This window comes from Pseudoruminococcus massiliensis, assembly GCF_900291955.1.
Lineage (GTDB): Bacteria > Bacillota > Clostridia > Oscillospirales > Acutalibacteraceae > Pseudoruminococcus > Pseudoruminococcus massiliensis.
Window position 1 is genome coordinate 345,356 of sequence record NZ_OLMR01000001.1, and the last position, 22,144, is coordinate 367,499.

Consider the following 22,144-nt stretch of genomic DNA (forward strand, 5'->3'; position numbering starts at 1 on the left):
CCCGTTATGGACAGCCTAAAGTATTTCTTTTCTCGGATAGTTACTGGCAGTAGTTAGGGGGTGAGGTGTGGAGAGGGGGAAGCCAAAATAATGGCTATCCACTCAAAAAGGCAGACCTCGCCCTCGGTGTGTGGCTATCTCTCGTGAGCCTTGTTCCGCTGCAAGTGTCGGTTATAAAACTCCAACGCTTTGACAACAAAATCCGTTTCCTGCCCTCTAGGAACAGTCTTGGGAATGAGCTTGGTTATCCTCTCGTCACGGAAAGCAGGTTTTTCCTTCTGGTTGGGCTTTTCTTCCTCCATAATGGACTGGATAACCTCGGAAGTGAGTTTACCGTCTTGGTTATACTTCTTCATTTTGATAGCCTGTGCCAATGACGGGGTAGCATCGTTGTACTCCATTGCTTCAAGCAGGGTGTATTGCTGTTCCTCGGTCAGATAGGAAATTTCAACCGCAGGACGAAAAGCAATCTGCCTTTCATCTACCATTTGCAGGATTTCGGGTACAAGCTCCGTTAGACGGATATAGCGGAAGATTTGATTTTTGCTTTCACCGACTTTTTCGGCAAGTTCATCACTTGAAGTAGCGAACTCAGAATTATTACCCACTGGGGAATAATTTTCTTTTGCGGGTCTGCCTGCCTGTCGTTTCATAGCTTCCAACCGCATTTTATACGCAAAGGCTTTTTCACTTGGTAGAATAACGGAGCGTTGGAGATTACTTTCCACCATCACAATAATGGCTTCGTCACGGGTAAGCTCTTTAACCTCGCATTTCAGCGTTTCAATCCCCGCAAGTTCACAAGCCTTTTTTCGCCTGTGACCGCTGATAAGCTCATACCGTCCGTCCTCTTTTAAGCGAACTGTCGCAGGGGTCATTACACCGTTTCGCTTGATACTCTCGACAAGCTGTTCCATATCCTCGTCCATTAAAACCTTGAACGGGTGGTCTGGAAACTCGTCAATCTCCGATATGGGAATATCCCTTATCTTAGAGAGCTTTGCTTCCTCACGGCTTTCGTCCGTTTGGAAAAGGTCATCGTATGCGGTCAGCTCGATTTTGGTTTCTCTGCTTCTCGCCAATCTCTGCCACCTCCTTTCCTAACTGCTCATAGGCTACGGCAACCTTGCCGCTTTTGTCGTAAGCAAAAATACTTTTGCCTTCTGCGGTAGCTTCCACCGCACGGATAGAATGTGGTATCTCGGTATCAAACACCTTGATTTTCTGACCATATGCACTTTTGACCGTTGCCGTAATTTCCTTAGAAATGTTGGTACGGGGCATTACCATAGTCATTAAGATACCGTCTATCCGCAGCTTGGGGTTGATTTGCCGCTTGACCATTGATACGGAGCGAAGCAAAAGCTCCAGACCTTTAGCCGAGAGATAGTGGGGCTGTGTAGGGATAATCACGCTGTCAGCCGCTGCCAGAGCATTGATGGTTATCATCCCTAAACTCGGCATACAATCAATAAGCACATAATCGTAATTCTTTTTAACCTCATTGACATAGGTTTTCAGCACACACTCACGGCTCATTGCATTGATTAGCCTTACCTCAAAGCCCGACAGCTCAATGTTTGACGGAAGCAGGTCAATGCCCTCTCTGTGGTGGATAATACCCTGTGAAACATCAAGCGTTTTATCGTCTATGATGTTCTGCATCACAGTAGAGAGCGTTATGGGAATATCGTCTGGTCTGTTATAACCCAGAACCATCGTGAGATTTGCCTGTGCATCAGCGTCAATCAGCAGGACTTTTTTACCCTGTTGCACCAGACTTACGCCCAGATTGACTGCTGTGGTTGTTTTTCCGACACCGCCTTTCTGGTTAGTCAGAGCAATCACTTTGCAATTTGACATAGATGCGTCCTCCTTTCACATAGATTTAGCCACTTTGTCAAGGTGGCTATGTAAACAGTACCAGAGAACGCAAAAAAGCCGCCTACTCTTAAAATCAATAAGAATAAGCGGCTTTGTAATTTGCCTTAGACATATTCAATTTTCATTCTCTTGGTCGGTGTATTTATGACCTTAAAAATAAGCTCGTCAACACAATCCGTATATCTGCCTTGCTGAATGAGCTGATTTTTTAACTCTACAAGGCTATGTATCAAAAGTTTTCTTTCGTGACTATCCAAATATATATGATATTTCTGTTCTCTCATAAATAGCACCCCCTCTTTGGCTTCATTGTATAATAGTAAAAAAGGACTGTCAAAACTATAACTTCACATTTCTTGGATTTACGATACAATAAATCACATTATACACATCTACTAGGTAATATAATTACCAATCCATAAAAATGTGATGATGCGTTCAAAGAGGATAATTACTTAATCATTTTCATTGCAAATCACAATCAGATGACATTAGCAAATTTTCTAATTTATTCTGAGCAAATCTCTGAAGATAAAAATACTTATCAATAATTTTATAATTCATATTTCTATCAATTTGTTCAAAACAAAAGTCTATTAACTCTTTTATAAAACTTTCACCAGACAGATAGTAATCCTGCAAGATTATATTATTCTCTGGAAAGTGCAGATAATTATAAATATATTTTTCATCAATATCCTGTTCAATGATTCCCTCACCTGTTCCTGGCATTTTAGGAACCAGTCCTGCCCCCAAAATAGATATATATTCAGGGTTTTTTGCAACTATTTTATATTTTACTGATGATATATTTTCTAAAACTGCTTCAGCAATATAATCATCTATAACAATACGAGGATGAATTGCTATTTCTGACTCCATCTTATACGCTTTATTCACCGCATCTCCAAAAAACATACTTTTTGAAGGGTCAACATAAGCATCACCATAAGATATTCCACCTCTAAAAAGAATTCTTTCTTTAATGAATCGTAAAAATATTGGCTCACAATTACACAATGCCACTTTAAATAGTTCGCCCTCATCTTTACGTTCATCAGATATTCCGTCTTTAAAGCCATAGAAAATATAAGCACAATCAGAAAATGTATATATTTTTCTAAAATACACCGTGTGCATCATATCATTTTGCTTGTTTCTTTCAAGCTCTTCATGAAAAATTTTGTTAATTTTATATGTCTCTTGAAAATCAACTCTATTTTGGCTTCCAAGAATATCTACAAATATGACTAAATATTTAGCGAAACCATTTGGCTCATTACTCATCAAAATCCACCTCTACTATTGTCCTTTTTCATTTAACTTCTTTATTACGCAAAGCTGTATCTGTTATAAACCTCGTCCATCCAAATACTGAATAGCTGTTGAAATCAAGGATAAGCATCGCTTATAAAAATACTCATAATGCCTTTTATCCTGAATATCCGTTTTTGTTGTTTCATGGTGTCGAATTCTAAAATTATTGCCAAGTATGGTAAGCTCATGAAATTCCTTTTCAAATAATTCTAAAAACGGCTGTTGATTATTACCCATATCCATTATGATCTTATTAACTGATTTCTTCTTATCTACAGTCGATGAGCAGTAATATGTCTTTAGTCTCTCAAATGCATCCCAAAGTTTCTCCACTGCAATTTGCAAATTGTTTTCATCATAATATTTTGAAGCCTCTTGTAATAACTCTTTCAGTCCTACTTCTTGAACAGCCACTAATGAATTTTTATTTATCTGGGTATCAAATGTATTCATTAGCTTCCCCTTGGAAAGCTGAAACGGTATCTCATTCAGTTTTAATATAGCATTAATCTGTGGTTCAAAGTCATCTGAGATACTATGTTTCGCAAAAAACTCTATTGCGTCCAACACGCAAAATGGAGAATTAGAAAGTATGAATGCTTGCAAATCAGCAGTTTCAACATATTCTTTTTTATCATTATAACACTTTGGCACATAAAATTGCCTTATTTCATTGAAAACATCCTCAGCTACTGTTGTATTATAATTCCATCCCGTTTCGTCAGTCGCTTGATATACGATATTATATCGCTCCAGAAACTGATAAATTTGATTTCTCGCTTTCCGCTTTATGGACAATACTATCTTTTTTGCTTTTATGTCCTTTGCATTTCGTTGAGAATATGGAATAAACAACGTATTATCTTCTTGCTGATATATTCTCCATCCATAAACATCACGATTGGATATTTTCTCAGCAGGGTAAATCTCATAACCGTCATTTTGTAATAGCTTGTTAATTGCCACTAAAAATTCTTTCCAGTATCCCTTATCATATCGAACAGCAGGGTGAAATACTTCACAAAGAAATTTTAAATATACTTCATCGCTACCATCTTGTAAATTGAATCTTTTGTCTTCAAAAACCCAGCAGTATGGATAATCATCATTATTCACTGTATGTTGCCAAATATCCTGTTCTGCATTTACAAATCTTGAATCAAAACTTGGCATTCTCTCTAAATCATATAATCTTTTAAGAAAATCTATTTCTTCAAGGCGACCATAATAATTGTAAGTAACGGTTCGGGTTTGAAAAAATTCGTCTATCTCCAATCCATTCTGAAATAAATCTAAAATATCTCGCTTTGTTATTTCTGTAATACGGTTCACTCCATTTTCCTCCCTTCAAACGTATTCAGCACTTATATATTACTTCACAAATATTTTAAAGAAAAGCGTACCACTATTTTTAATGATACGCTCATCATTATTAAATCACTTCAAAATGCTTCAATGCATCTTTTATCGCTTCCACTTTCTCCACCGTCGGATGCTTCCTCGGTTGCTTCAATTCCTCCACTGCATTAGGAGCATCATACATCGGCAAGCCTAAATCTCTCTTTACCTCTGCGATATATGCGGTATGTACCTTGAAGCCGTATTTTGCTTCTATGTACTCCTTTATCATTTTGTAGGTCACTCGCTCCTTGGGCTTGTATGTTTCAGCTCTTTTAGCAATATTATCAAGTGGAACTTTTCCCTCGCCCTCGCCAAACTCAACTTTTACGTTGATATGTCCGTCTGGCTTTTTGTGGGAAAGCAGTACAACCGTCTCAACATGCATACCAAATTAAAACATATCTCCACAAAACCACAGAAATATGATCAATAGTTATACAGTACTAATACTGCACGTGCATCCTCTTTCCCACAAAATATTAGTTTCATAAATTTTGCACCACCCTGATGTAAAATTTATTCTTTTTTCATACCGTCAATATATTCTTCATCTGTCTTGCCAGCTTCCAATGCTCGATATTCCTGATTTAATTCTCTCAACAATTCTTCTTCGCTTGGCAAATATAATTTATACTTTGAAGCAAAAATTTGTGTTTCATTTTCCGGCAATGTATATTTAACTACAGACTCACTCTTGTCTGCACATAACACAATACCTATCGGCGGATTATCTCCCTCATTCATAAGCTCTCGCTCATAATAATGAACATACATCTGCATCTGTCCTAAATCCTGATGTGTTAAGTCTCCAACCTTTAAATCAATCAATACAAAACATTTTAAGATGTAATTATAAAATACAAGGTCAATTCTAAAATGGCGTCCATCAAACGTTATTCTTTTCTGCCTTGCGACAAATGAAAAGCCTCTGCCAAGTTCCAAAAGGAATTTCTGCAAATGTGTAATTAACGCTTGCTCTAAATCACTTTCATAAAAATCATCATTGGGTGTCAGTCCAAGAAATTCCAGTACATATGGGTCACGGATAACATCTTCTGGGCTTTTTGCCATCTCCAATGTCTGAATTTCTGCCGCAACCTGCTCTTTATTTTTACTGGATAATAATCTTTCATAAAAGAAAGAATTTATCTGTCTTTCAAGCTGTCTGGTACTCCATTGTGATTTTACAGCTTCCTGCATATAAAATTCTCGTGCTTTATCATTTTCCACACGCATCAAAAGCCGATAATGAGTCCAACTCAATTCGCTACGCAGTGCGTAGCCATTTGGAAATATCAAATAAAACTGCCTCATATTTTTCAAATTGGCAACAGTAAATCCTTTTCCAAAATCTTGAGTCATTTGTTTCGATAATTCTTTCAATAAACCTGTCCCATACTCCGCCTTTTCGTTACCGCCCTGTTCTTCAATGATTGATTTTCCGATATTCCAATAGGCTTCGACCATTGCAAATTGGCTGTTTGATAGACTTTATTTCTTGCTGTTATCAAGATGTTCTTTATCTCATCATAAAATTTTTGTTCCATAAAAACCTCCGCAAGACACCTAGTTTTATTTGTATAAATCCTTTCTCAATCGATTTACAAGTATATTAAATTGTTCCTCACTTTTCTGGTAAATAAATTTTTCTAATTCCTTGACAAGACCATCATCTTTTGAAATTAACTTCAACTTAGGAATTGCCATCTTCAAATCATTTATTGCATTATTTCTATTTTCATCATCTGATAGCTCTTGTATATTATACCTTGCAACTCCTAAAGAAAATTTCGCTTCGGCTGGAAAAAGTACAATTTGCGCAAATACAATTATAGATTCATATACTCTCTTTTTTTCCTCAAAAACATACTTTTTCTTATCTTGCAATGGTTGAAAAATAAATGTGGACAAAATCAACGTTATTACAGAAGAACCTAATATACTAATAATTATGGAAATTACATTATCTATACTCATTTGCACCCCTTCCCTGCTACAATTAAATCACTTCAAAATGCTTCAATGCATCCTTTATCGCTTCCACTTTCTCTGCCGTCGGATGTTTCCGCGGCTGTTTCAATTCTTCTACCGCATTAGGAGCATCATACATCGGCAATCCTAAATCTCTCTTTACCTCTGCGATATATGCAGTATGTACTTTGAAGCCATATTTAGCTTCTATGTACTCCTTTATCATTTTGTAGGTCACTCGTTCCTTGGGCTTGTATTCTTCGGCTCTTTTAGCGATATTATCAAGCGGAACTTTTCCCTCACCCTCACCAAACTCAACTTTTACGTTGATATGTCCGTCTGGCTTTTTGTGGGAAAGCAGGACAACCGTCTCCACATGCCCTGTTCTTGGAAATAAATCCACAGGTATAACTTTAAAAGCAGAGTAACCTAATTCATTAAAAATTTTTAGGTCACGAGCAAGTGTAGCTGGGTCACATGATATATATATTACTCTTGGTGGAGAAAATTTTTCTGATATTGTATTAATAAGTGTAGAATCACAGCCTTTTCTTGGAGGGTCTATAATTATACAATCAGCTTTTATACCTTGTTGTGCCAATTTTTCTGCTGCTAAAGAGGCATCTCCACAGAAAAATTCTGCATTTTTAATATTATTAATTTCTGCATTAATTTTAGCATCTTCTATTGCTTGTGGAATTATTTCAACACCATATAGTCTTTTTACACTATCAGCCATAGTCAAGCCAATGGTACCTGTTCCACAGTAAAGGTCCAGCAAGGTCTCATCTGGTTTAAGCTCTGCAAAATCTCTTGCTATAGTATAAAGCTTTTCTGCTTGAGAGCGGTTAACCTGATAAAATGACAAAGGAGATATTCTAAATGAAAGTCCACAAAGCTTGTCTGTAATATATCCACTTCCAAAAATAGTCCTACATTCTTTTCCTGTAATCACATTAGTTTTATCACAATTTATATTTATAACAATCGTCTTTATTCGATTTTCCACAGCAATAAGCCTTTCACAAAGTTCATTTTCGTGTGGAAGTTTCTTGCCATTTATTATGATACACACCATAATTTCGTCTGTTTCCATTGCATGACGCATATACAGATGACGCAAAAGTCCACTATGCGATTTCTCATCGTATGGAGTAAGCTTATATTCATTTGCAAAATCAGTAAAGCAGTCAATTATAGGGTTAAATGCCTCTGAATGTAATAAACAATTATCAACAGATATAACTCTATGACTTCTTTGTGCAAAAAAACCAACAGTAATATTTCCATTTTTATCATAAGCAATAGGAAGCTGTGCTTTATTTCTATAAGCCATTATTCTATCTGATGGAATAATTTCTCCAACCAGTGAACCATCTATTCCACCTATTCTTGTTATAGCATCATAAACTCTTTGATGTTTAAACTTCAATTCCGCCTCATAGCTGATATGCCTAAACATACATCCACCGCATTTCAAGCTTATGGGGCAATCCGATGTAATTCTATCAGAAGATGGTGTAATAATATTTTCTACAATTCCAAAAGCATATTTCTTTAATACCTTCACAATTCGAACATTAAGAATATCACCAACAGCGGTATTTGGTACAAAAACTGCCATAGAATCAATGTGACATACTCCGTTTCCTTCGCTTGTAAGTCCAGTTATTTCAGTTTTATATATTTGATTTTTATTAAGCAAGAGAACCTCTCCCCTTAAAGATATTTTATATAATTATAGCATAATCAATTATTAATTATCAAGCAAACACTTATCACTCTGACTATAAAACATCAATTCAATTAAAATAAGATTGTCAATTCTTAATATAGCTATTTAAAATATTCATTAAATTACTTATAATTTATTCTATAAAAGCATAAAGTTTAATGCAGTTTAAGTGTATAATATAATTATTAATTTAATAGCATCTAATTTTTAAAGGAGAGGTAATATGAAAAAAATGACAGTAGTAATTTTAACAGCCGCACTGGCTGCTATTATGGCAGGTTGCTCAGGTAATTCTAATAATTCCCCAAGCAACACATCAACAGAATCTACAACATCTTCAAATTCTTCAACAGTAAGCACCAATGAAAGTAAAGCAAACAATGAAGAATCCAAAAATTCTTCAAAATCAGAAAGTAACACTTCAAAAGAAAACAGCAAAGGGTCCTCTAAATCCGAAAGTACAACATCAAAAAGCAACGATTCTAAAGAAAATACAAAAACAGAAAAAATCGCTGCAATCAAATATAACAATATAGAAATCAAGATTGATATGGAGGTTTCACCACTCCTTGAAAAGCTCGGTGAACCAGACCATAAAGAAACAATTGAAGCCGACGAAGAAAACTCCGAAGAATCATATTCTTATACATATGATAATATGACTATTTATGCTTACCTTAAAGATAAAAAGCAGTATGTAGCTGATGTTTCCATAAGTGGTCCTGGAGATGCGTCTACCGCAAACGGAATTAAAGTTGGTGCGTCTAAGGATAATGTAGCTAAAATATATGGTAAAGTCACTGATGAAAATATGGCATCTTATGAAATAGATAAAAATGTTATAATGTTTATTTTTGAAGATGACTCTGTTACTAATATATCTCTTAGCCGAGGACTTAGCGACGAAGAATTATAATTAAACCAAGTAGGCGAATACAATTCCCCTTAATTACAAGGTAAAAGTATTCGCCTATTTTTTTGCAAATTTAAATTTTCTCAAAATACATAGTTATATTCAAATAACATACTCATCTATATACAAGCATATAAATTATAAATGTTTTGTAGAAGGTGAGTTTGTGGAATTTGTCGTAAAAATAAACCATGCTATAAATTCAATTGTATGGGGACCTGTTGCCTTAGTTGCATTACTTTTGATTGGAATATTTTTTTCATTCAGACTTAGCTTTTTACAAATAACCAAATTCAAGCTTTGGTGGAAGGAAACTATCGGCTCACTTTTTTCCAACGAAAATAAATCCGCCGAAAAAGGCAAAATAACACCATTTCGAGCTATGGCAACCGCTCTCGCTGGTGCAATAGGTACAGGCAATATCGTGGGTGTAGCAAGTGCCATTTCACTTGGCGGTGCGGGTGCTATATTCTGGATGTGGATTTCAAGCATTTTTGGTATGGCAACCATATTTGCCGAAAATGTTCTCGGTGTGAAATATCGTGAAACAAGAAACAGCAAATATGTCGGCGGACCTATGTACTATATAAAAAACGGACTGCACTGCAAATGGCTTGCGGCTATTTTTGCAATAGCTTGTACATTAGCCTCTCTTGGAATGGGAAATATGACTCAATCCAATGCTGTTGCAGGAGCATTAGAAGTCGGCTTCGATGTTTCACCTGTTGTAACAGGAACATTTCTGACAGCCTTAGTCGGAGTTGTAATATTTGGCGGTATAGAAAGAATATCATCATTTACAGCAAAAATAGTGCCTTTTATGGCAATTCTCTATACTCTTGGAGCATTGATTGTTGTATTCATAAATATTAAAAAAATCCCCGAAGCATTCGGGGAAATTTTTTCATCAGCCTTTGATATAAGCTCTATGGCTGGTGGATTTATGGGTTATGGAATGTCACGAGCCTTAAAATACGGAATTTCAAGAGGTGTATTTTCTAATGAAGCGGGCTTAGGAAGCTCGCCGATAGTTCATGCAGCTGCTGATACTGATAATCCTTGTAAGCAAGGAATGTGGGGAATATTTCAGGTTTTTGTTGATACTATTGTTCTGTGTACGCTTATGGCTCTGTGCATAATCTGTACAGGCTCCCACAAGACAAACCTCGATGCTGTTGCAGTAAGCTCCTACTGTTTTGAAAGCGTTTTCGGCACTTTTGGAAAATATTTTATGTCGCTTTCAATAACACTTTTTGGAGTAGCGACACTTGTTTCGTGGTCATATTTTGGTGAACGCTCTGTTGAGTATCTGACAAACGGACGCTTTATCAGCTCATACAGAATCGCCTATACTCTTATTACTTTTGTTGGTTGTATACTCAACCTCAACCTTGTTTGGGAAATCTCCGATACCTTCAATGGACTTATGGCTATACCAAATATGATTGCTATTGTCTTGCTTTCAGGTGTAGTCAAAAAAGAGTATGATAAATATAAGCTAAATTATAATTCTATATAATGTAATATGGTATTTTCATACTTTCCATATTTCTATTTAAGCATAAATATCTTCTTTTCTACACTTTTTACTTATATATTTATTAAAAATTTTCCTTTCAGTCATTTCCTTGAATAAGCCAAAAGTAAATCTACCATTCTGCCATAGCTTTTAGTTCCGTCATCTTGAGAATTAGCTTTAAGATATGAATCATTTATGCTTGATGCCACCTCAGCAACAGGTGTTTCATACTTAGCCCAATATTCGTTATTTGCGTTCAAATCAGACTTAGCCTTGTCGCTCAAATAACTGAAAACCTCCTGATATTTTTCCACATCAGAACTATACAACGCATTTACCGAATGAATAAAAGCAAGCATATATCCCGAATATTGCACCTCTGCATTATCGCTGTTTATACAAGCAAGATAAGCTATAAAATTAGCCTCGTCCTCTCTCGCAAAGCCTCTTAGATGTGAAAGCTCGTGGCACATTGTTGCTGGTATACTAAATTCAGGCACAGCTACATTTACATTAGCTTCAAATGTGAATGGAAAAAAGACTCCAGTTATCTGAGTATATGACATCAATTCAGAGAGCATAACAGATTTCGTTTTTGAATATCCGCCAAAAATAGTTGGATATTTTTCATACAAGCTGTTCATAGCTTTTTGAGTTTCAGCCTTTGCCTCATTTAGGCTTGTAAGTGTCATAATTCCATCATTTTCAGAAAGATTTTCACGAGCCTTAGACGCATTTTTCGCAAGGTCTATGCATAAAGAATAAAGCTCATCAACAGTGGACTCACGAATTTCTATACCATTTGTTTCAGCAAAAGTATTTCTGTAATAGCAAATTCCAAAATTCGTTATAAACAGAAAAAATACAAGACTTACTGCACAGATAACATTCAAAAATGCTTTATATGCTGTTTTTCCCCTACTTCCCTTTTTCTTTATAATTTTCACAATAGAAACCACTATATAAGTTAATGCAAACGGAGCAAGCATAACCACTATAAATTCCGCAAGTGAAAACGGCAATAACGCTGAAAGAAAATTCCAGGCCTGTGATATATAATGATAGATATTAACTGTATACCATTCCGCAAAGGCGGAATTATTTTTTGCAATTAAAACCAAAATAAAGGCTATTGGAGCAAGCAATCCAATAAATAATCTCTTATAGCCGAATATAGCTTTTAGAATTTTCACTTCAATTCACCCTTAATAAGCGGAATAGCCTCATCAAGACTCTTAAAACGCCTATAAATCATAGGAAGAATTTCCTCTGTCGGCTCTACCATATCAGGCACCATAATAGGCTTCATTCCCGCATTATAAGCCGCCTTAATTCCATTTATAGAATCCTCAAATACAATGCAGTTCTCAGGCTCAACAGAAATTCTTCTTGCTGCCTCAAGGAATATATCAGGTGCAGGCTTTCCATTCTTTATGTTATCTCCACCAACTAAGTCCTCAAAGTGTGGAAGTATTCCCGCATCAATAAGCTCCTCTTTTGCCGTAGATTCCCTTGTAGAGGTTGCAACACAAAGTCTGTAGCCCTCTTGCTTTAAAGCCTCTAAAAGCTCAAAAAGTCCTTTCTTTACAGGAACTCCATTTGTCCTGAAATAATTATGCACAAATTTAGAAACATTAGGCTTAAAGCTGTCATAATCAAAGCCTTTGCCCATTCCTTCATTAAATTTTCTGCGTGTATCATCATATGTAAGTCCTATACAGCTCTTAGCCAAATTAAGAATTTCCTTACCATAGCCAAACTTGTTCATAGCGAACTCATAGCCCATAAGGACGATTTTTTCAGAATCTATCATCAGACCGTCCATATCAAAAATTGCACCTTTATTCAACATCATCTCTCCTCCCGAAATCATTTATAAAATATATTTTATCAACATTATCCCCTTGCTGTCAATATGAGGTTCAATTATATATCAAGGTAATGATTTACAACCTTAAATATCCACTTGCACACTGCCTGTCTATCTAATATTATATTATATAGATAAAAACTACGGTGGTGCTTGATATGACTATTGAACAGATAGATAGCAATCGAATACTTATTGCACTCTGTGATGATGATATGAAATCCTTTTCGCTTGAATTTGAAAGTATGACACTTTCCAACCCTCATGTCAAAGAAATGATACAGCGGTTATTAAAATTTGCAAGTAACGAAACAGGAATTTCCGTAAAAAACAAAAAAATGCTTATAGAAGCCATTCCATATATAAACGGCTGTCTTTTTCTTATCACTCTTTCACAGAAAACTCACAAAAGAAAGATATATAAAATCAAAAACCCCCGCCCAATAATAATAGAATTCATAGAAATCGAAGATATGCTTCGGTGTATTTCTATTGTCTATAAATCAAAAATACAATACATTCATTCAGATTTATATAAATATGGCTCTCGATATTTTTTAATAATAAAGCCTGTCCGAGGAATTTCACGCAGACTTGAGGCTTTTTTATATGAATATGGAGAAAAAATTTCAGGTGGAAATTTAACCGTATCTAAACTAAGAGAATATGGAAAAATCATTGCAAAAGATACAGCTATCGAAAAAATCGGCAAAGCCCTTGTCAAAAAGTAATCACTTATAAAGCTTAAAAGTTTTGCTTAAGGCAGTGAGCATCAGCTTCCAAGATACATTCCACAAAGTAAGAGCTATAATCAAACCCATATTAAAATAAGCACAAAAAATCCCGAACGCATAAGCATTCGGGATTTTAATTTGGAGGTGCCACCCAGATTTGAACTGGGGATCAGGGTTTTGCAGACCCACGCCTTACCGCTTGGCTATGGCACCGAATAAAAAAGGTGCTTAACTTTCTAAGCACCTTTCGGAAGCTTAATAAAAAATATGTATTAAACATTCCTTTTAGAACTGGAGCGGATGACGAGGCTCGAACTCGCTACCTCCACCTTGGCAAGGTGGCGCTCTACCAGATGAGCTACATCCGCAGATATGGTGCCTTCGGGCGGAATCGAACCACCGACACGGGGATTTTCAGTCCCCTGCTCTACCGACTGAGCTACAAAGGCAAATGGCGACCCGGATCGGGTTCGAACCGACGACCTCTAGCGTGACAGGCTAGCGTTCTAACCAACTGAACTACCGGGCCAAATGGTGGGAACAACAGGGCTCGAACCTGTGACCCCCTGCTTGTAAGGCAGGTGCTCTCCCAGCTGAGCTATGCTCCCATCTGTCTGGGTTTGTCATCTGGCGTTCTCGCCAGCGACAGGTATTATATTATCACAACACCCTCAGAATGTCAACACTTTTTTTGAATTTTTTTCAAAAAAAATTTCAAAAGCCTGAAAAAGCTCTATTTTATGCGATTTTTAGGAATTATATTTTTCAAAATTTTTTCAAAACTCTTCTGAAATTTTCAAATAAATAGCTCTGTATCTTATTTTAAGATACTTAAAACAAATATTATCATTCTAATTTTAAAGGCAACATCAGAAAATTAAAGTAGCATTGCATAAGAATTATTCTATATAAGAATTTTATACTATTCTTACTGTGATATTCTTATTTATATCTATTTTCAGGAGCGATATATATGTCAGAAGAAAACAGATTTAAAGTCAATCTGCGTGGTATGATTGACATACTATCTAATCATCTTTATAGTTCGCCAGATGTTTTTATTCGTGAACTTCTCCAAAACGGTACAGATGCTATTTCCGCAAGAAAACTTTTTGATAAAAAATTCAGCAACGGCACAATCACTATTGAGCCTAAAATTATAGCTGGCAAGAAAACTATTATATTCAGTGATAACGGAATTGGGCTTTCATATGATGAAATAAACCAATTTTTAGCTGTTATTGGGCAATCCTCCAAGCGTGATATTATCACAGGAAGAATTTCCGAAGAATTTATCGGTCGTTTCGGAATAGGCTTGCTCTCTTGCTTTATGGTTACAAATGAAATCCGTTTAACAACACATTCCGCTAAAACTGGTGAATACCTTGAATGGATAGGTACTCCAGATGGCATTTATAAGATAAATCATCTTGAAAGCTGCCCTGACGGAACTTCTTTCTATATAACATTAAACAAAAATTCCGAGGAATACTTTGAGGCTGATAGAATTATTGAGCTTGTAAGATATTATGGACTTCCGCTCCCATTCCCTATTATGCTCAAAACCGAAGAAGGTTCTCAACGCATAAATACTGTTGTTGACTACAATAGCGATATGCATGATTCGATAATGTCATTCGGCAAGGACCTTTTCGGCATTGAATTTATGGATTATATCCCATTAAATTCCCCTACAGGGCTTTTCAGCGGTGTTGCATATATTCTTCCTTATAGAATAGCAGCCACAGCAAAGAACAGCCATAGAATCTACCTAAAGCATATGCTCCTCACCGAAAACGGCAGTACACTTTTGCCAGAATGGGCATTTTTTGTAAGGTGCTTTATAAATACAAATTCTCTGCGTCCAACTGCATCTCGTGAAGATTTCTACGAAGATGATACTCTCGAAGCCGCAAAAGAAGAAATTGGAGAATGTATCGAAAGCTATCTTATGAGCCTTTCCAAGACAAAACCCGATATATTAAGAAAAATGGTTTCCATACATAACCTTGCTATAAAGAGTATGGCTATCGACAACAATGAGCTTTTCAATATCTTTATAGACTATCTTGAGTTTGAAACCACCTCTGGAATTATGACTGGCTCACAGATAAGAGATTTCGATGAGCCTTTCACGGTTGCATTCCAAATAGATAAATTCAAGCAATATTCGCCAATATTCTCTGCACAAAATAATCTTTTAGTTAATGCTGGCTATGTCTATGATGATAAACTAATATGCAATCTAATTGATGAATATGAGCTTGATGCAACAGCTCTTGACGAAGAAATGTTTCTGCAAACTCTTGAAGATATTCCGCTATCAGAGCATAGTGAATATCGTAATTTTCTTGATATTGCCAATGAAACACTTATAGACTTTGATTGCCAAGCGGAAATCAAAGCATTTCAGCCTTATGAACTTTCTGCTCTTTATATTATGGACGAGCAGGCAGAGCTTTTCAGACAAATTCTCCACGCAAAGGAAAATAGTGATTCACTTTTTGCAGATATTTATGATGCTTTTGCAGAAGAAATTGACAATCACCACACCACTACACTTGTATTTAATAGTGAGAATACTCTCATACAAAATCTCAAAAATATAAGCCAAGCTCAACTTACAAATATCATTAAGATACTTTATGTTCAATCATTATTGCTTGGACATTATCCACTCAGAAATAACGAAATTACGATTATGAATAAAAGTATCGAAGGGCTTATAAACGGAGGTATATTAAAATGATTGATGGATTTGAAATACAAAAACGATATGAAAGCCTGCCACATGGTGAACTACGATTACAGGCTATTAAAAATGCTATTGCACTTGCTGACGCTGAGAAAGATTACGAATTTATGTATATTTTTAGAAGTGACCTTATGAGTGAAAGTGAGCTTTATGGCGACAGCTTTCAGGCTTTTCTCACATTTCCAGAGATGATAAAAATTTTCGATGAACACGAAGAAGAGCTTGAGAAGTACAAACACGACTATATATGGGAATTCAAGTGGATTCTCTCGGACTGTGAAGACTTTTACCAAGTTTCAAAAACAAAGGCTTATGAGCTTTTTGCCGAATTCAGAAAGCGTTGTGAAAGATACGGATACTCACTAAGACCTTACTATCAATGTCTCTATCACTTTGAAAAAGCTTGCGATAAACAAGCTGCAAAAAAGGCATATCAACAATTTATTCTTGCAAAGCGTGATGAATTAGCCGATTGCTATGCCTGCGAATTAAATGCGATGGTTGACTATGAGCTTAATACAGCCTCTATGGGAAGAGCCTTAGAAACAGCTTATCCTATACTTTCAGGACAAGTAAGCTGTACTGAAATACCTGATGTTACATATAACAATATTATGCACCGCTACTATGAGCTTGGCGACTTTGAAAAAGCTGAAGAGTATCGTAAAAAATGCTACCGCAGGATTTCAAAAAACAGCTCCTATCTGTTTATTATAGGTGATATGCTTAAGCTTTACTCAAAAACAGATTTAACTAAGGGTGTAAAACTCTTTGAAAAGCATTTAGATTGGGTATTTACTTCCAAAAATCCTCATTCAAATATGAAATTTTATATGGGTGCGGCGGCAGTATTTACAAAACTCGCACAGAAAAAAGATGAAGTTAAACTAAAGCTTCCCGAAAAATTTGAGCTTTATAAGGCTGATGGCATTTACAGTACAAAGGCTCTTGCTGAATATTATCAGAGCAAAGCTCTTGACCTAATCAACAAATTTGACAAGCGAAACGAAAGTGATTTCTATATGAAAGAATACAACTACGCTATGGAGTAAATATGGATATTGCAATAATCGGCGGTGGTGCAAGCGGTCTTTGTTCCGCAATATGTGCCGCAAGGAACCTCAGAAAAAAAGGCTTATATGGTAAAGTAACTGTTCTTGAACGCAGTCAAAAAGTCGGCAGAAAGCTACTTGCTACTGGAAACGGTCGCTGTAATCTTATGAATGATAATATTTCTCTTTCAAGCTTTCATGGCGACATTAAAATCGCAGAAAGTGTATTTTCTCGCTTTAGCTATGATGAAATATCAGAATTTTTCTCATCTCTCGGACTTCTCACAAGAGCCGATTCTATGGGTAGAGTTTATCCCTACTCAAACCGAGCTGATACTGTGCTTTCAACACTGTTGCTTGCTTGTAAGCAATACGGAGTTGAAATTATAACGGATTTCACTGTTCTTGATATAAAGCGTCATAAGGACAAGCTTGAAATTATCTCGGAAAGCTGTAAAATTTCAGCCTCAAGCGTAATAATTGCCTGTGGTTCACGAGCAAATAAAGGCTTAGGCAGTAACCTTGGCTACGAACTTCTCGGAAAAATCGGCGTAAGCTATTCCCCACTCTTTCCGTCACTTACAAGCGTTGCCGTTTCTGAAAATATCTCAATGCTTAAAGGTGTTCGTGTTCGTGGAAATGTTAAGTTTCTTGCTGATAAGCAGATAATTCACAGCGAGGACGGCGAAATTCAATTCACCGATAAATCACTTTCAGGAATATGCGTTTTTAATATTTCAAGATATGCAGGCGAATTTTTCAGAATTGGCACTATAAACGGAAACAACTGCGAAAATATCAGAATTGAGCTTAATCTTATGCCGGAATATTCCTTCTCGGAAATAATCTCAATACTTCAAAATCGCCGAAAAGCCTTCCCAAAAGCCGATTGTAAAGAGCTTCTTGCAGGAATCCTTGATGAGAAATTAGCAAATTATATCGCAAAGAAAATTAATACAAAGTCGATAAATGACAGCGTAATCAAGCGTCTTGCGAATATTCTCTCAAAAATGGATTTCACGCCTATAAAATCTGACAATAACGCTACTGCACAAGTTACAGCTGGCGGTGTCACAAGCAAAGAAATTGATGTAAATACTCTTGCTTTAAAGTCAGATAAGCGAATAAAATTCTGTGGCGAAATATTAGATGTTGATGGCGATTGCGGAGGCTATAATCTCTCATTTGCGTGGGCAAGCGGTATGCTTTGTGCAGAGCTATAAATATTTTACAAAAACTTACTATCAATTTAGTAGGACAAGAAAGGTAAGCAAATATGATTAGAATTACTTCTGTTTCTCTGCCGATTGGCTTTACAGATAAAACTGTGCGAAAAGCTGTTGGCAAGAAACTCAGAATTGATGAGTCGCAAATCAGCGGTGCATCACTTTATCGCTGTTCTATTGACGCACGAAAAAAGGATAATATCCACTATACCGCAACTATTGATGTAAAGCTTTCGGGTGGTGAAAATACTATACTTAAACGCTATGGTTCTTCAAGTATTTTTAAAGCCGAACCATATAAATATCAGCTTCCCGAAAACAGACGAAAGCTAAATCAAAGACCGCTTGTTGTCGGGAGCGGTCCTGCGGGACTTTTTGCGGCTCTTATTCTCGCTCAGGCAGGAGAAAAGCCGATACTTATCGAGCGTGGCAGAGATGTAGATTCCCGTATAAGAGATGTCGAAAATTTCTGGAAAACAGGTATTCTCGACACGAAATCAAATGTTCAATTTGGTGAGGGCGGTGCAGGAACTTTTTCTGATGGAAAGCTGAATACTGGCACTAAGGATACTCGTGCAAGAAAAGTTCTTGAGGAGTTTGTTGAAAATGGTGCTACCGAAGATATTCTCTATCTTGCGAAACCCCATATCGGTACAGACAAGCTAAGACCTACTATAAAGAACATTCGCAAAAAGATAATATCTCTCGGCGGAGAGGTTTTCTTTGAAACAAAACTGACTAAAATTCTCACCAAGGACAATACTGTTATCGGTGCTGAAATTCAGCATGGAGAATCCACCGAAATAGTTGAAACAAATGATATTATTCTTGCAATAGGTCATAGTGCAAGAGATACCTTTGAAATGCTTGATAAAAACGGAATACTTATGGAGGCAAAGCCTTTTTCTGTTGGAGCAAGAATTGAACATCTGCAAAAAACAACTGACATTGCACAATTCGGTACAGAATCTGAAAAGCTTAAGCTCCCACCTGCCGACTACAAACTTGCTGTTCATCTTAAAAACGGCAGAGGTGTCTATACTTTTTGTATGTGTCCGGGTGGCTTTGTTGTTGCCGCCGCAAGTGAGGAAAACCGCCTTGTAACCAATGGCATGAGCCTTTATGACCGAAGTAATGTAAACTCGAACAGTGCTTTACTTGTTGGAATCTCTCCAAAGGATTTTGGCAGTGACAATGTTCTTGCTGGTATGGAGCTTCAAAGAAAGCTTGAAAGCTCAGCTTTTAAACTCGGTGGCGGTGGATATAAAGCACCTTGTCAGCGTGTGGGAGATTTTCTGAACCGCACAAAGAGTACAGCTTTTGGTGAGGTTCTTCCAACATATAAGCCAAGTGTTACGCTTTCTAATCTTGATAACTGTCTGCCTGATTTCATAACAGAATCTATGCGTAACGGTATTTTTGAAATGGATAGGCGTTTAAAAGGCTTCGCCTTAAATGACGCTCTCTTGACCGCAGTTGAAAGCAGAAGTTCATCTCCTGTGAGAATTATGCGTGATGATACCTTACAATCCCCAACACTTCGTGGGCTTTATCCCTGTGGAGAAGGTGCTGGTTATGCGGGTGGAATAATCTCCGCCGCAGTTGATGGCATAAAATGTGCTGAAATGCTCATTTCCAAAAAACAACAATAATAAACATAATTTTACTACATCAGCTTAATATATTTCGCTCTCTATAGATAATGACCAAAGCTTAAACTAAACTTTTAATTGGCAACGCTCTTATGCACCTACTTTTAGCAACTTATTCACCGCAAATACAATTAAAAGTTTAAAATTACACTTAATGTGTATATCTATATTTCAATTATAGAATGAAAATTTCTATATGTCAAGTATTTGCACACATTTTGTGTAAAAGTATATTTTTATGCCTAAGGAGGTTATTTTTATGGATTGGGAATTTGCTTTTCTTGATTCTATCAGAGACAATTTTTCAAATCCTGTCTTTGATGAAATTTCAAAATTCTTTGGCGATGCTGTTATTCCTATTATAATTGTGGCTATGATTCTTTTGATTATATTCAAAAAGACCAGACGAACAGGCATTGCCCTACTGATTTCAACTGTATCTGTTGTTATCATAGGAAATTTGATTCTAAAGCCTGCAATCGCAAGGGTTAGACCTTATGATGTCAATACTGCGGTTCAACTAATAGTAAGTGCGGAACACGATTTTTCGTTCCCATCGGCTCATACTTACTTTGCGTTTACAACTGCTACGGTAATCTTTATGCGATACAAAAAGGTTGGTATATGCTGTTACATTCTTGCTATACTTATGGCTTTATCAAGAATGTATCTATATGTGCATTATCCTACCGATGTTATTGCAGGAACTATATTTGGAATAGGCTTTGGTATAGCTGGATATTTCATTGAAAAGGCTTTATATAATTTCATTTCAAACAGGAAGTACAAGGCAAAACACGAAAAAAATGAATAGAGCGTAAAAAAGCGATAAGGCAATTCGTTTAGCCTTATCGCTTTTAAATTTATAGCAAGCCTCTAACCTAAGACAACTTAAAAGTTTCGCTCGAGCCTTTTTAAAGGCTCGCAGGGTTGAGGGACGGAGTCCCTCATGGGTTTTAAGGGCAACGCCCTTAACTTGTCTTGCCTCCTTATGGGCAAACTTTGCTCGCCACTAAAATTTCTTTTGGTAGCAACATTAGTAAATAATGGCGGACAAAATCCGCCATTTAGGTGCAAAGAATGTTAAGGGCTTCGCCCTTAAAACCCACCAAAGGCTCCGCCTTTGGAAACTGCAAGCTTTTGAAAAAGCTTGAGCAAAACTTTTAACTGTCGTTAGAGAAGTTGATTTAGCATTACAACAAATAATCTGCAAGCTTGCAGAAATCCTGCATAGAAAGTTCTTCCGCTCTCGCTGTTGGCTTTAAACCACAGCTTTCAAGAGCTTGTGCAATATCTGACTTTGAAACTCCAAGTCCTGATGAAAGCGAATTTGAAAGAGTTTTTCGTCTTTGTGCAAAGGCTGATTTAACTAATCGGAAAAATTGCTTTTCATCTTTTGGCTTAATCGGTGGTTCTGCAAGAATATCAAGCTTTATAACCTCGGAATCAACCTTTGGCGGTGGTACGAAACTTCCTGCACTTACTTTGAACAGCATTTCAGGTTCAGCATAATACCTTACTGCAATACTTACAGCACCAACATCTCTTGTTCCCGGTTCGGCACAAATTCTTTCTGCCGCCTCTTTCTGAACCATAACAGTAAGAGATTTTATAGGAAGTTTTTCCTCAAGTATACGCATAATTACAGGCGAGGTAATATAGTATGGCAGATTTGCACAAATAACTACATCTCCGCCATTGAACTCTTCCTCAATAAGCTTATGAAGGTCAAGCTTCATAGCATCACCATTGATGATTTTTACATTATCACAGCCTGACAAGGTTTCGTCAAGAACTGGCAAAAGTCTTTTATCAAGCTCTATTGCAACAACCTTATTTGCAACCTTTGAAAGTTCTCTTGTTAGAACACCTGCTCCTGGCCCGATTTCTATTACTCCACAATTTTCGGACGCTCCACAATACTCAGCCATCTTTGGACAAACTGTTGGATTTACAAGGAAATTCTGTCCCAATGCCTTAGAAAATGTAAATCCATGTCGGCTTAAAACAGATTTCATATAAGCTATATCAGTTAAATTTTGCATATCTACTCCAATAAAAATATTTTTTCTTTATTATACAACCTATGCCCTAAAATCGTCAAGATAAAACACT

The 22,144-nt window shown here is 36.5% G+C and carries 20 protein-coding genes and 5 tRNA genes; 8 read left to right on the forward strand and 17 right to left on the reverse strand.

Annotated elements, in window-relative coordinates:
* Nucleotides 1-134 precede the first annotated feature (134 nt).
* From C9914_RS01630 to rlmD, 9 genes are all read right to left on the reverse strand, one after another.
* A complete protein-coding gene (locus C9914_RS01630; RefSeq protein ID WP_106762918.1) occupies nucleotides 135-1,082 on the reverse strand; it encodes a ParB/RepB/Spo0J family partition protein in 948 nt (315 codons plus the stop codon).
* Entirely contained in the window at nucleotides 1,036-1,863 is an 828-nt protein-coding gene (locus tag C9914_RS01635) for a ParA family protein (RefSeq protein ID WP_106762919.1), read from the reverse strand. The genes C9914_RS01630 and C9914_RS01635 overlap by 47 nt, the downstream gene beginning before the upstream one ends.
* 125 nt (nucleotides 1,864-1,988) lie before the next feature.
* Nucleotides 1,989-2,168, reverse strand: a complete 180-nt coding sequence (locus C9914_RS01640; RefSeq protein ID WP_106762921.1) for a hypothetical protein — start codon at nucleotides 2,166-2,168, stop codon at nucleotides 1,989-1,991.
* A 181-nt stretch (nucleotides 2,169-2,349) separates the two neighbouring features.
* Nucleotides 2,350-3,171, reverse strand: coding sequence for a hypothetical protein (locus C9914_RS01645; RefSeq protein ID WP_106762923.1), 822 nt, complete (start codon nucleotides 3,169-3,171; stop codon nucleotides 2,350-2,352).
* Nucleotides 3,172-3,234: 63 nt separating this feature from the next.
* Entirely contained in the window at nucleotides 3,235-4,533 is a 1,299-nt protein-coding gene (locus C9914_RS01650) for an AbiJ-related protein (RefSeq protein ID WP_106762924.1), read from the reverse strand.
* A 100-nt stretch (nucleotides 4,534-4,633) separates the two neighbouring features.
* Nucleotides 4,634-4,987: an RNA methyltransferase gene (locus tag C9914_RS01655; protein ID WP_106762926.1), complete on the reverse strand. Its 354-nt coding sequence runs from the start codon at nucleotides 4,985-4,987 to the stop codon at nucleotides 4,634-4,636.
* A gap of 131 nt (nucleotides 4,988-5,118) precedes the next feature.
* Nucleotides 5,119-6,069, reverse strand: coding sequence for a PDDEXK nuclease domain-containing protein (locus tag C9914_RS01660; protein WP_283158613.1), 951 nt, complete (start codon nucleotides 6,067-6,069; stop codon nucleotides 5,119-5,121).
* A gap of 105 nt (nucleotides 6,070-6,174) precedes the next feature.
* A complete protein-coding gene (locus C9914_RS01665; protein WP_055169603.1) occupies nucleotides 6,175-6,579 on the reverse strand; it encodes a hypothetical protein in 405 nt (134 codons plus the stop codon).
* A gap of 22 nt (nucleotides 6,580-6,601) precedes the next feature.
* Nucleotides 6,602-8,278, reverse strand: coding sequence for a 23S rRNA (uracil(1939)-C(5))-methyltransferase RlmD (gene rlmD, locus C9914_RS01670; protein WP_106762927.1), 1,677 nt, complete (start codon nucleotides 8,276-8,278; stop codon nucleotides 6,602-6,604).
* Between the two features lie 253 nt (nucleotides 8,279-8,531).
* Here rlmD and C9914_RS01675 point away from each other — a divergent pair, with 253 nt between their 5' ends.
* On the forward strand, nucleotides 8,532-9,224 hold the full coding sequence (locus tag C9914_RS01675; RefSeq protein WP_106762929.1) for a hypothetical protein: 693 nt from the start codon (nucleotides 8,532-8,534) through the stop codon (nucleotides 9,222-9,224).
* A gap of 163 nt (nucleotides 9,225-9,387) precedes the next feature.
* Entirely contained in the window at nucleotides 9,388-10,740 is a 1,353-nt protein-coding gene (locus C9914_RS01680) for an alanine/glycine:cation symporter family protein (protein WP_242972035.1), read from the forward strand.
* 101 nt (nucleotides 10,741-10,841) lie between these two features.
* On the opposite strand, the gene C9914_RS01685 is transcribed toward C9914_RS01680, so the two are convergent.
* Together C9914_RS01685 and C9914_RS01690 are read right to left on the reverse strand one after the other, a co-directional pair.
* Nucleotides 10,842-11,933, reverse strand: a complete 1,092-nt coding sequence (locus C9914_RS01685; RefSeq protein WP_158707306.1) for a DUF3810 domain-containing protein — start codon at nucleotides 11,931-11,933, stop codon at nucleotides 10,842-10,844.
* On the reverse strand, nucleotides 11,930-12,595 hold the full coding sequence (locus C9914_RS01690) for an HAD family hydrolase (RefSeq protein WP_158707307.1): 666 nt from the start codon (nucleotides 12,593-12,595) through the stop codon (nucleotides 11,930-11,932). The genes C9914_RS01685 and C9914_RS01690 overlap by 4 nt, the downstream gene beginning before the upstream one ends.
* A 173-nt stretch (nucleotides 12,596-12,768) precedes the next feature.
* On the opposite strand from C9914_RS01690, the gene C9914_RS01695 reads away from it, so the two are divergent.
* A complete protein-coding gene (locus tag C9914_RS01695; RefSeq protein WP_106762935.1) occupies nucleotides 12,769-13,341 on the forward strand; it encodes an adaptor protein MecA in 573 nt (190 codons plus the stop codon).
* Between the two features lie 142 nt (nucleotides 13,342-13,483).
* On the opposite strand, the gene C9914_RS01700 is transcribed toward C9914_RS01695, so the two are convergent.
* From C9914_RS01700 to C9914_RS01720, 5 genes are all read right to left on the reverse strand, one after another.
* Nucleotides 13,484-13,557 (reverse strand) — tRNA-Cys (locus tag C9914_RS01700).
* A gap of 79 nt (nucleotides 13,558-13,636) precedes the next feature.
* Nucleotides 13,637-13,712, reverse strand: a tRNA-Gly gene (locus C9914_RS01705).
* Nucleotides 13,713-13,717: 5 nt separating this feature from the next.
* A tRNA-Phe gene (locus tag C9914_RS01710) sits at nucleotides 13,718-13,793 on the reverse strand.
* Between the two features lie 3 nt (nucleotides 13,794-13,796).
* A tRNA-Asp gene (locus C9914_RS01715) sits at nucleotides 13,797-13,873 on the reverse strand.
* Nucleotides 13,874-13,876: 3 nt separating this feature from the next.
* Nucleotides 13,877-13,952: transfer RNA gene (locus tag C9914_RS01720), tRNA-Val, on the reverse strand.
* Nucleotides 13,953-14,317: 365 nt separating this feature from the next.
* Here C9914_RS01720 and C9914_RS01725 point away from each other — a divergent pair.
* From C9914_RS01725 to C9914_RS01745, 5 genes are all read left to right on the forward strand, one after another.
* On the forward strand, nucleotides 14,318-16,093 hold the full coding sequence (locus tag C9914_RS01725; RefSeq protein WP_106762937.1) for an HSP90 family protein: 1,776 nt from the start codon (nucleotides 14,318-14,320) through the stop codon (nucleotides 16,091-16,093).
* The gene (locus tag C9914_RS01730; RefSeq protein ID WP_106762938.1) at nucleotides 16,090-17,151 is read left to right on the forward strand and encodes a hypothetical protein; all 1,062 of its coding nucleotides are present in this window, start codon (nucleotides 16,090-16,092) and stop codon (nucleotides 17,149-17,151) included. Before C9914_RS01725 ends, C9914_RS01730 begins: the two co-directional genes overlap by 4 nt.
* Nucleotides 17,152-17,153: 2 nt before the next feature.
* Nucleotides 17,154-18,374, forward strand: coding sequence for a BaiN/RdsA family NAD(P)/FAD-dependent oxidoreductase (locus C9914_RS01735; protein WP_106762940.1), 1,221 nt, complete (start codon nucleotides 17,154-17,156; stop codon nucleotides 18,372-18,374).
* Nucleotides 18,375-18,427: 53 nt separating this feature from the next.
* Complete coding sequence (locus C9914_RS01740) at nucleotides 18,428-20,029, forward strand: NAD(P)/FAD-dependent oxidoreductase (protein WP_106762942.1); 1,602 nt, start codon at nucleotides 18,428-18,430, stop codon at nucleotides 20,027-20,029.
* A gap of 259 nt (nucleotides 20,030-20,288) precedes the next feature.
* Nucleotides 20,289-20,843, forward strand: coding sequence for a phosphatase PAP2 family protein (locus C9914_RS01745; protein WP_158707308.1), 555 nt, complete (start codon nucleotides 20,289-20,291; stop codon nucleotides 20,841-20,843).
* Nucleotides 20,844-21,222: 379 nt separating this feature from the next.
* On the opposite strand, the gene rsmA is transcribed toward C9914_RS01745, so the two are convergent.
* Nucleotides 21,223-22,074 carry a 16S rRNA (adenine(1518)-N(6)/adenine(1519)-N(6))-dimethyltransferase RsmA gene (gene rsmA / locus C9914_RS01750; RefSeq protein WP_106762946.1) on the reverse strand — a complete coding sequence of 284 codons (852 nt, stop codon included), beginning with the start codon at nucleotides 22,072-22,074 and terminating at the stop codon, nucleotides 21,223-21,225.
* Between the last annotated feature and the right edge of the window lie 70 nt (nucleotides 22,075-22,144).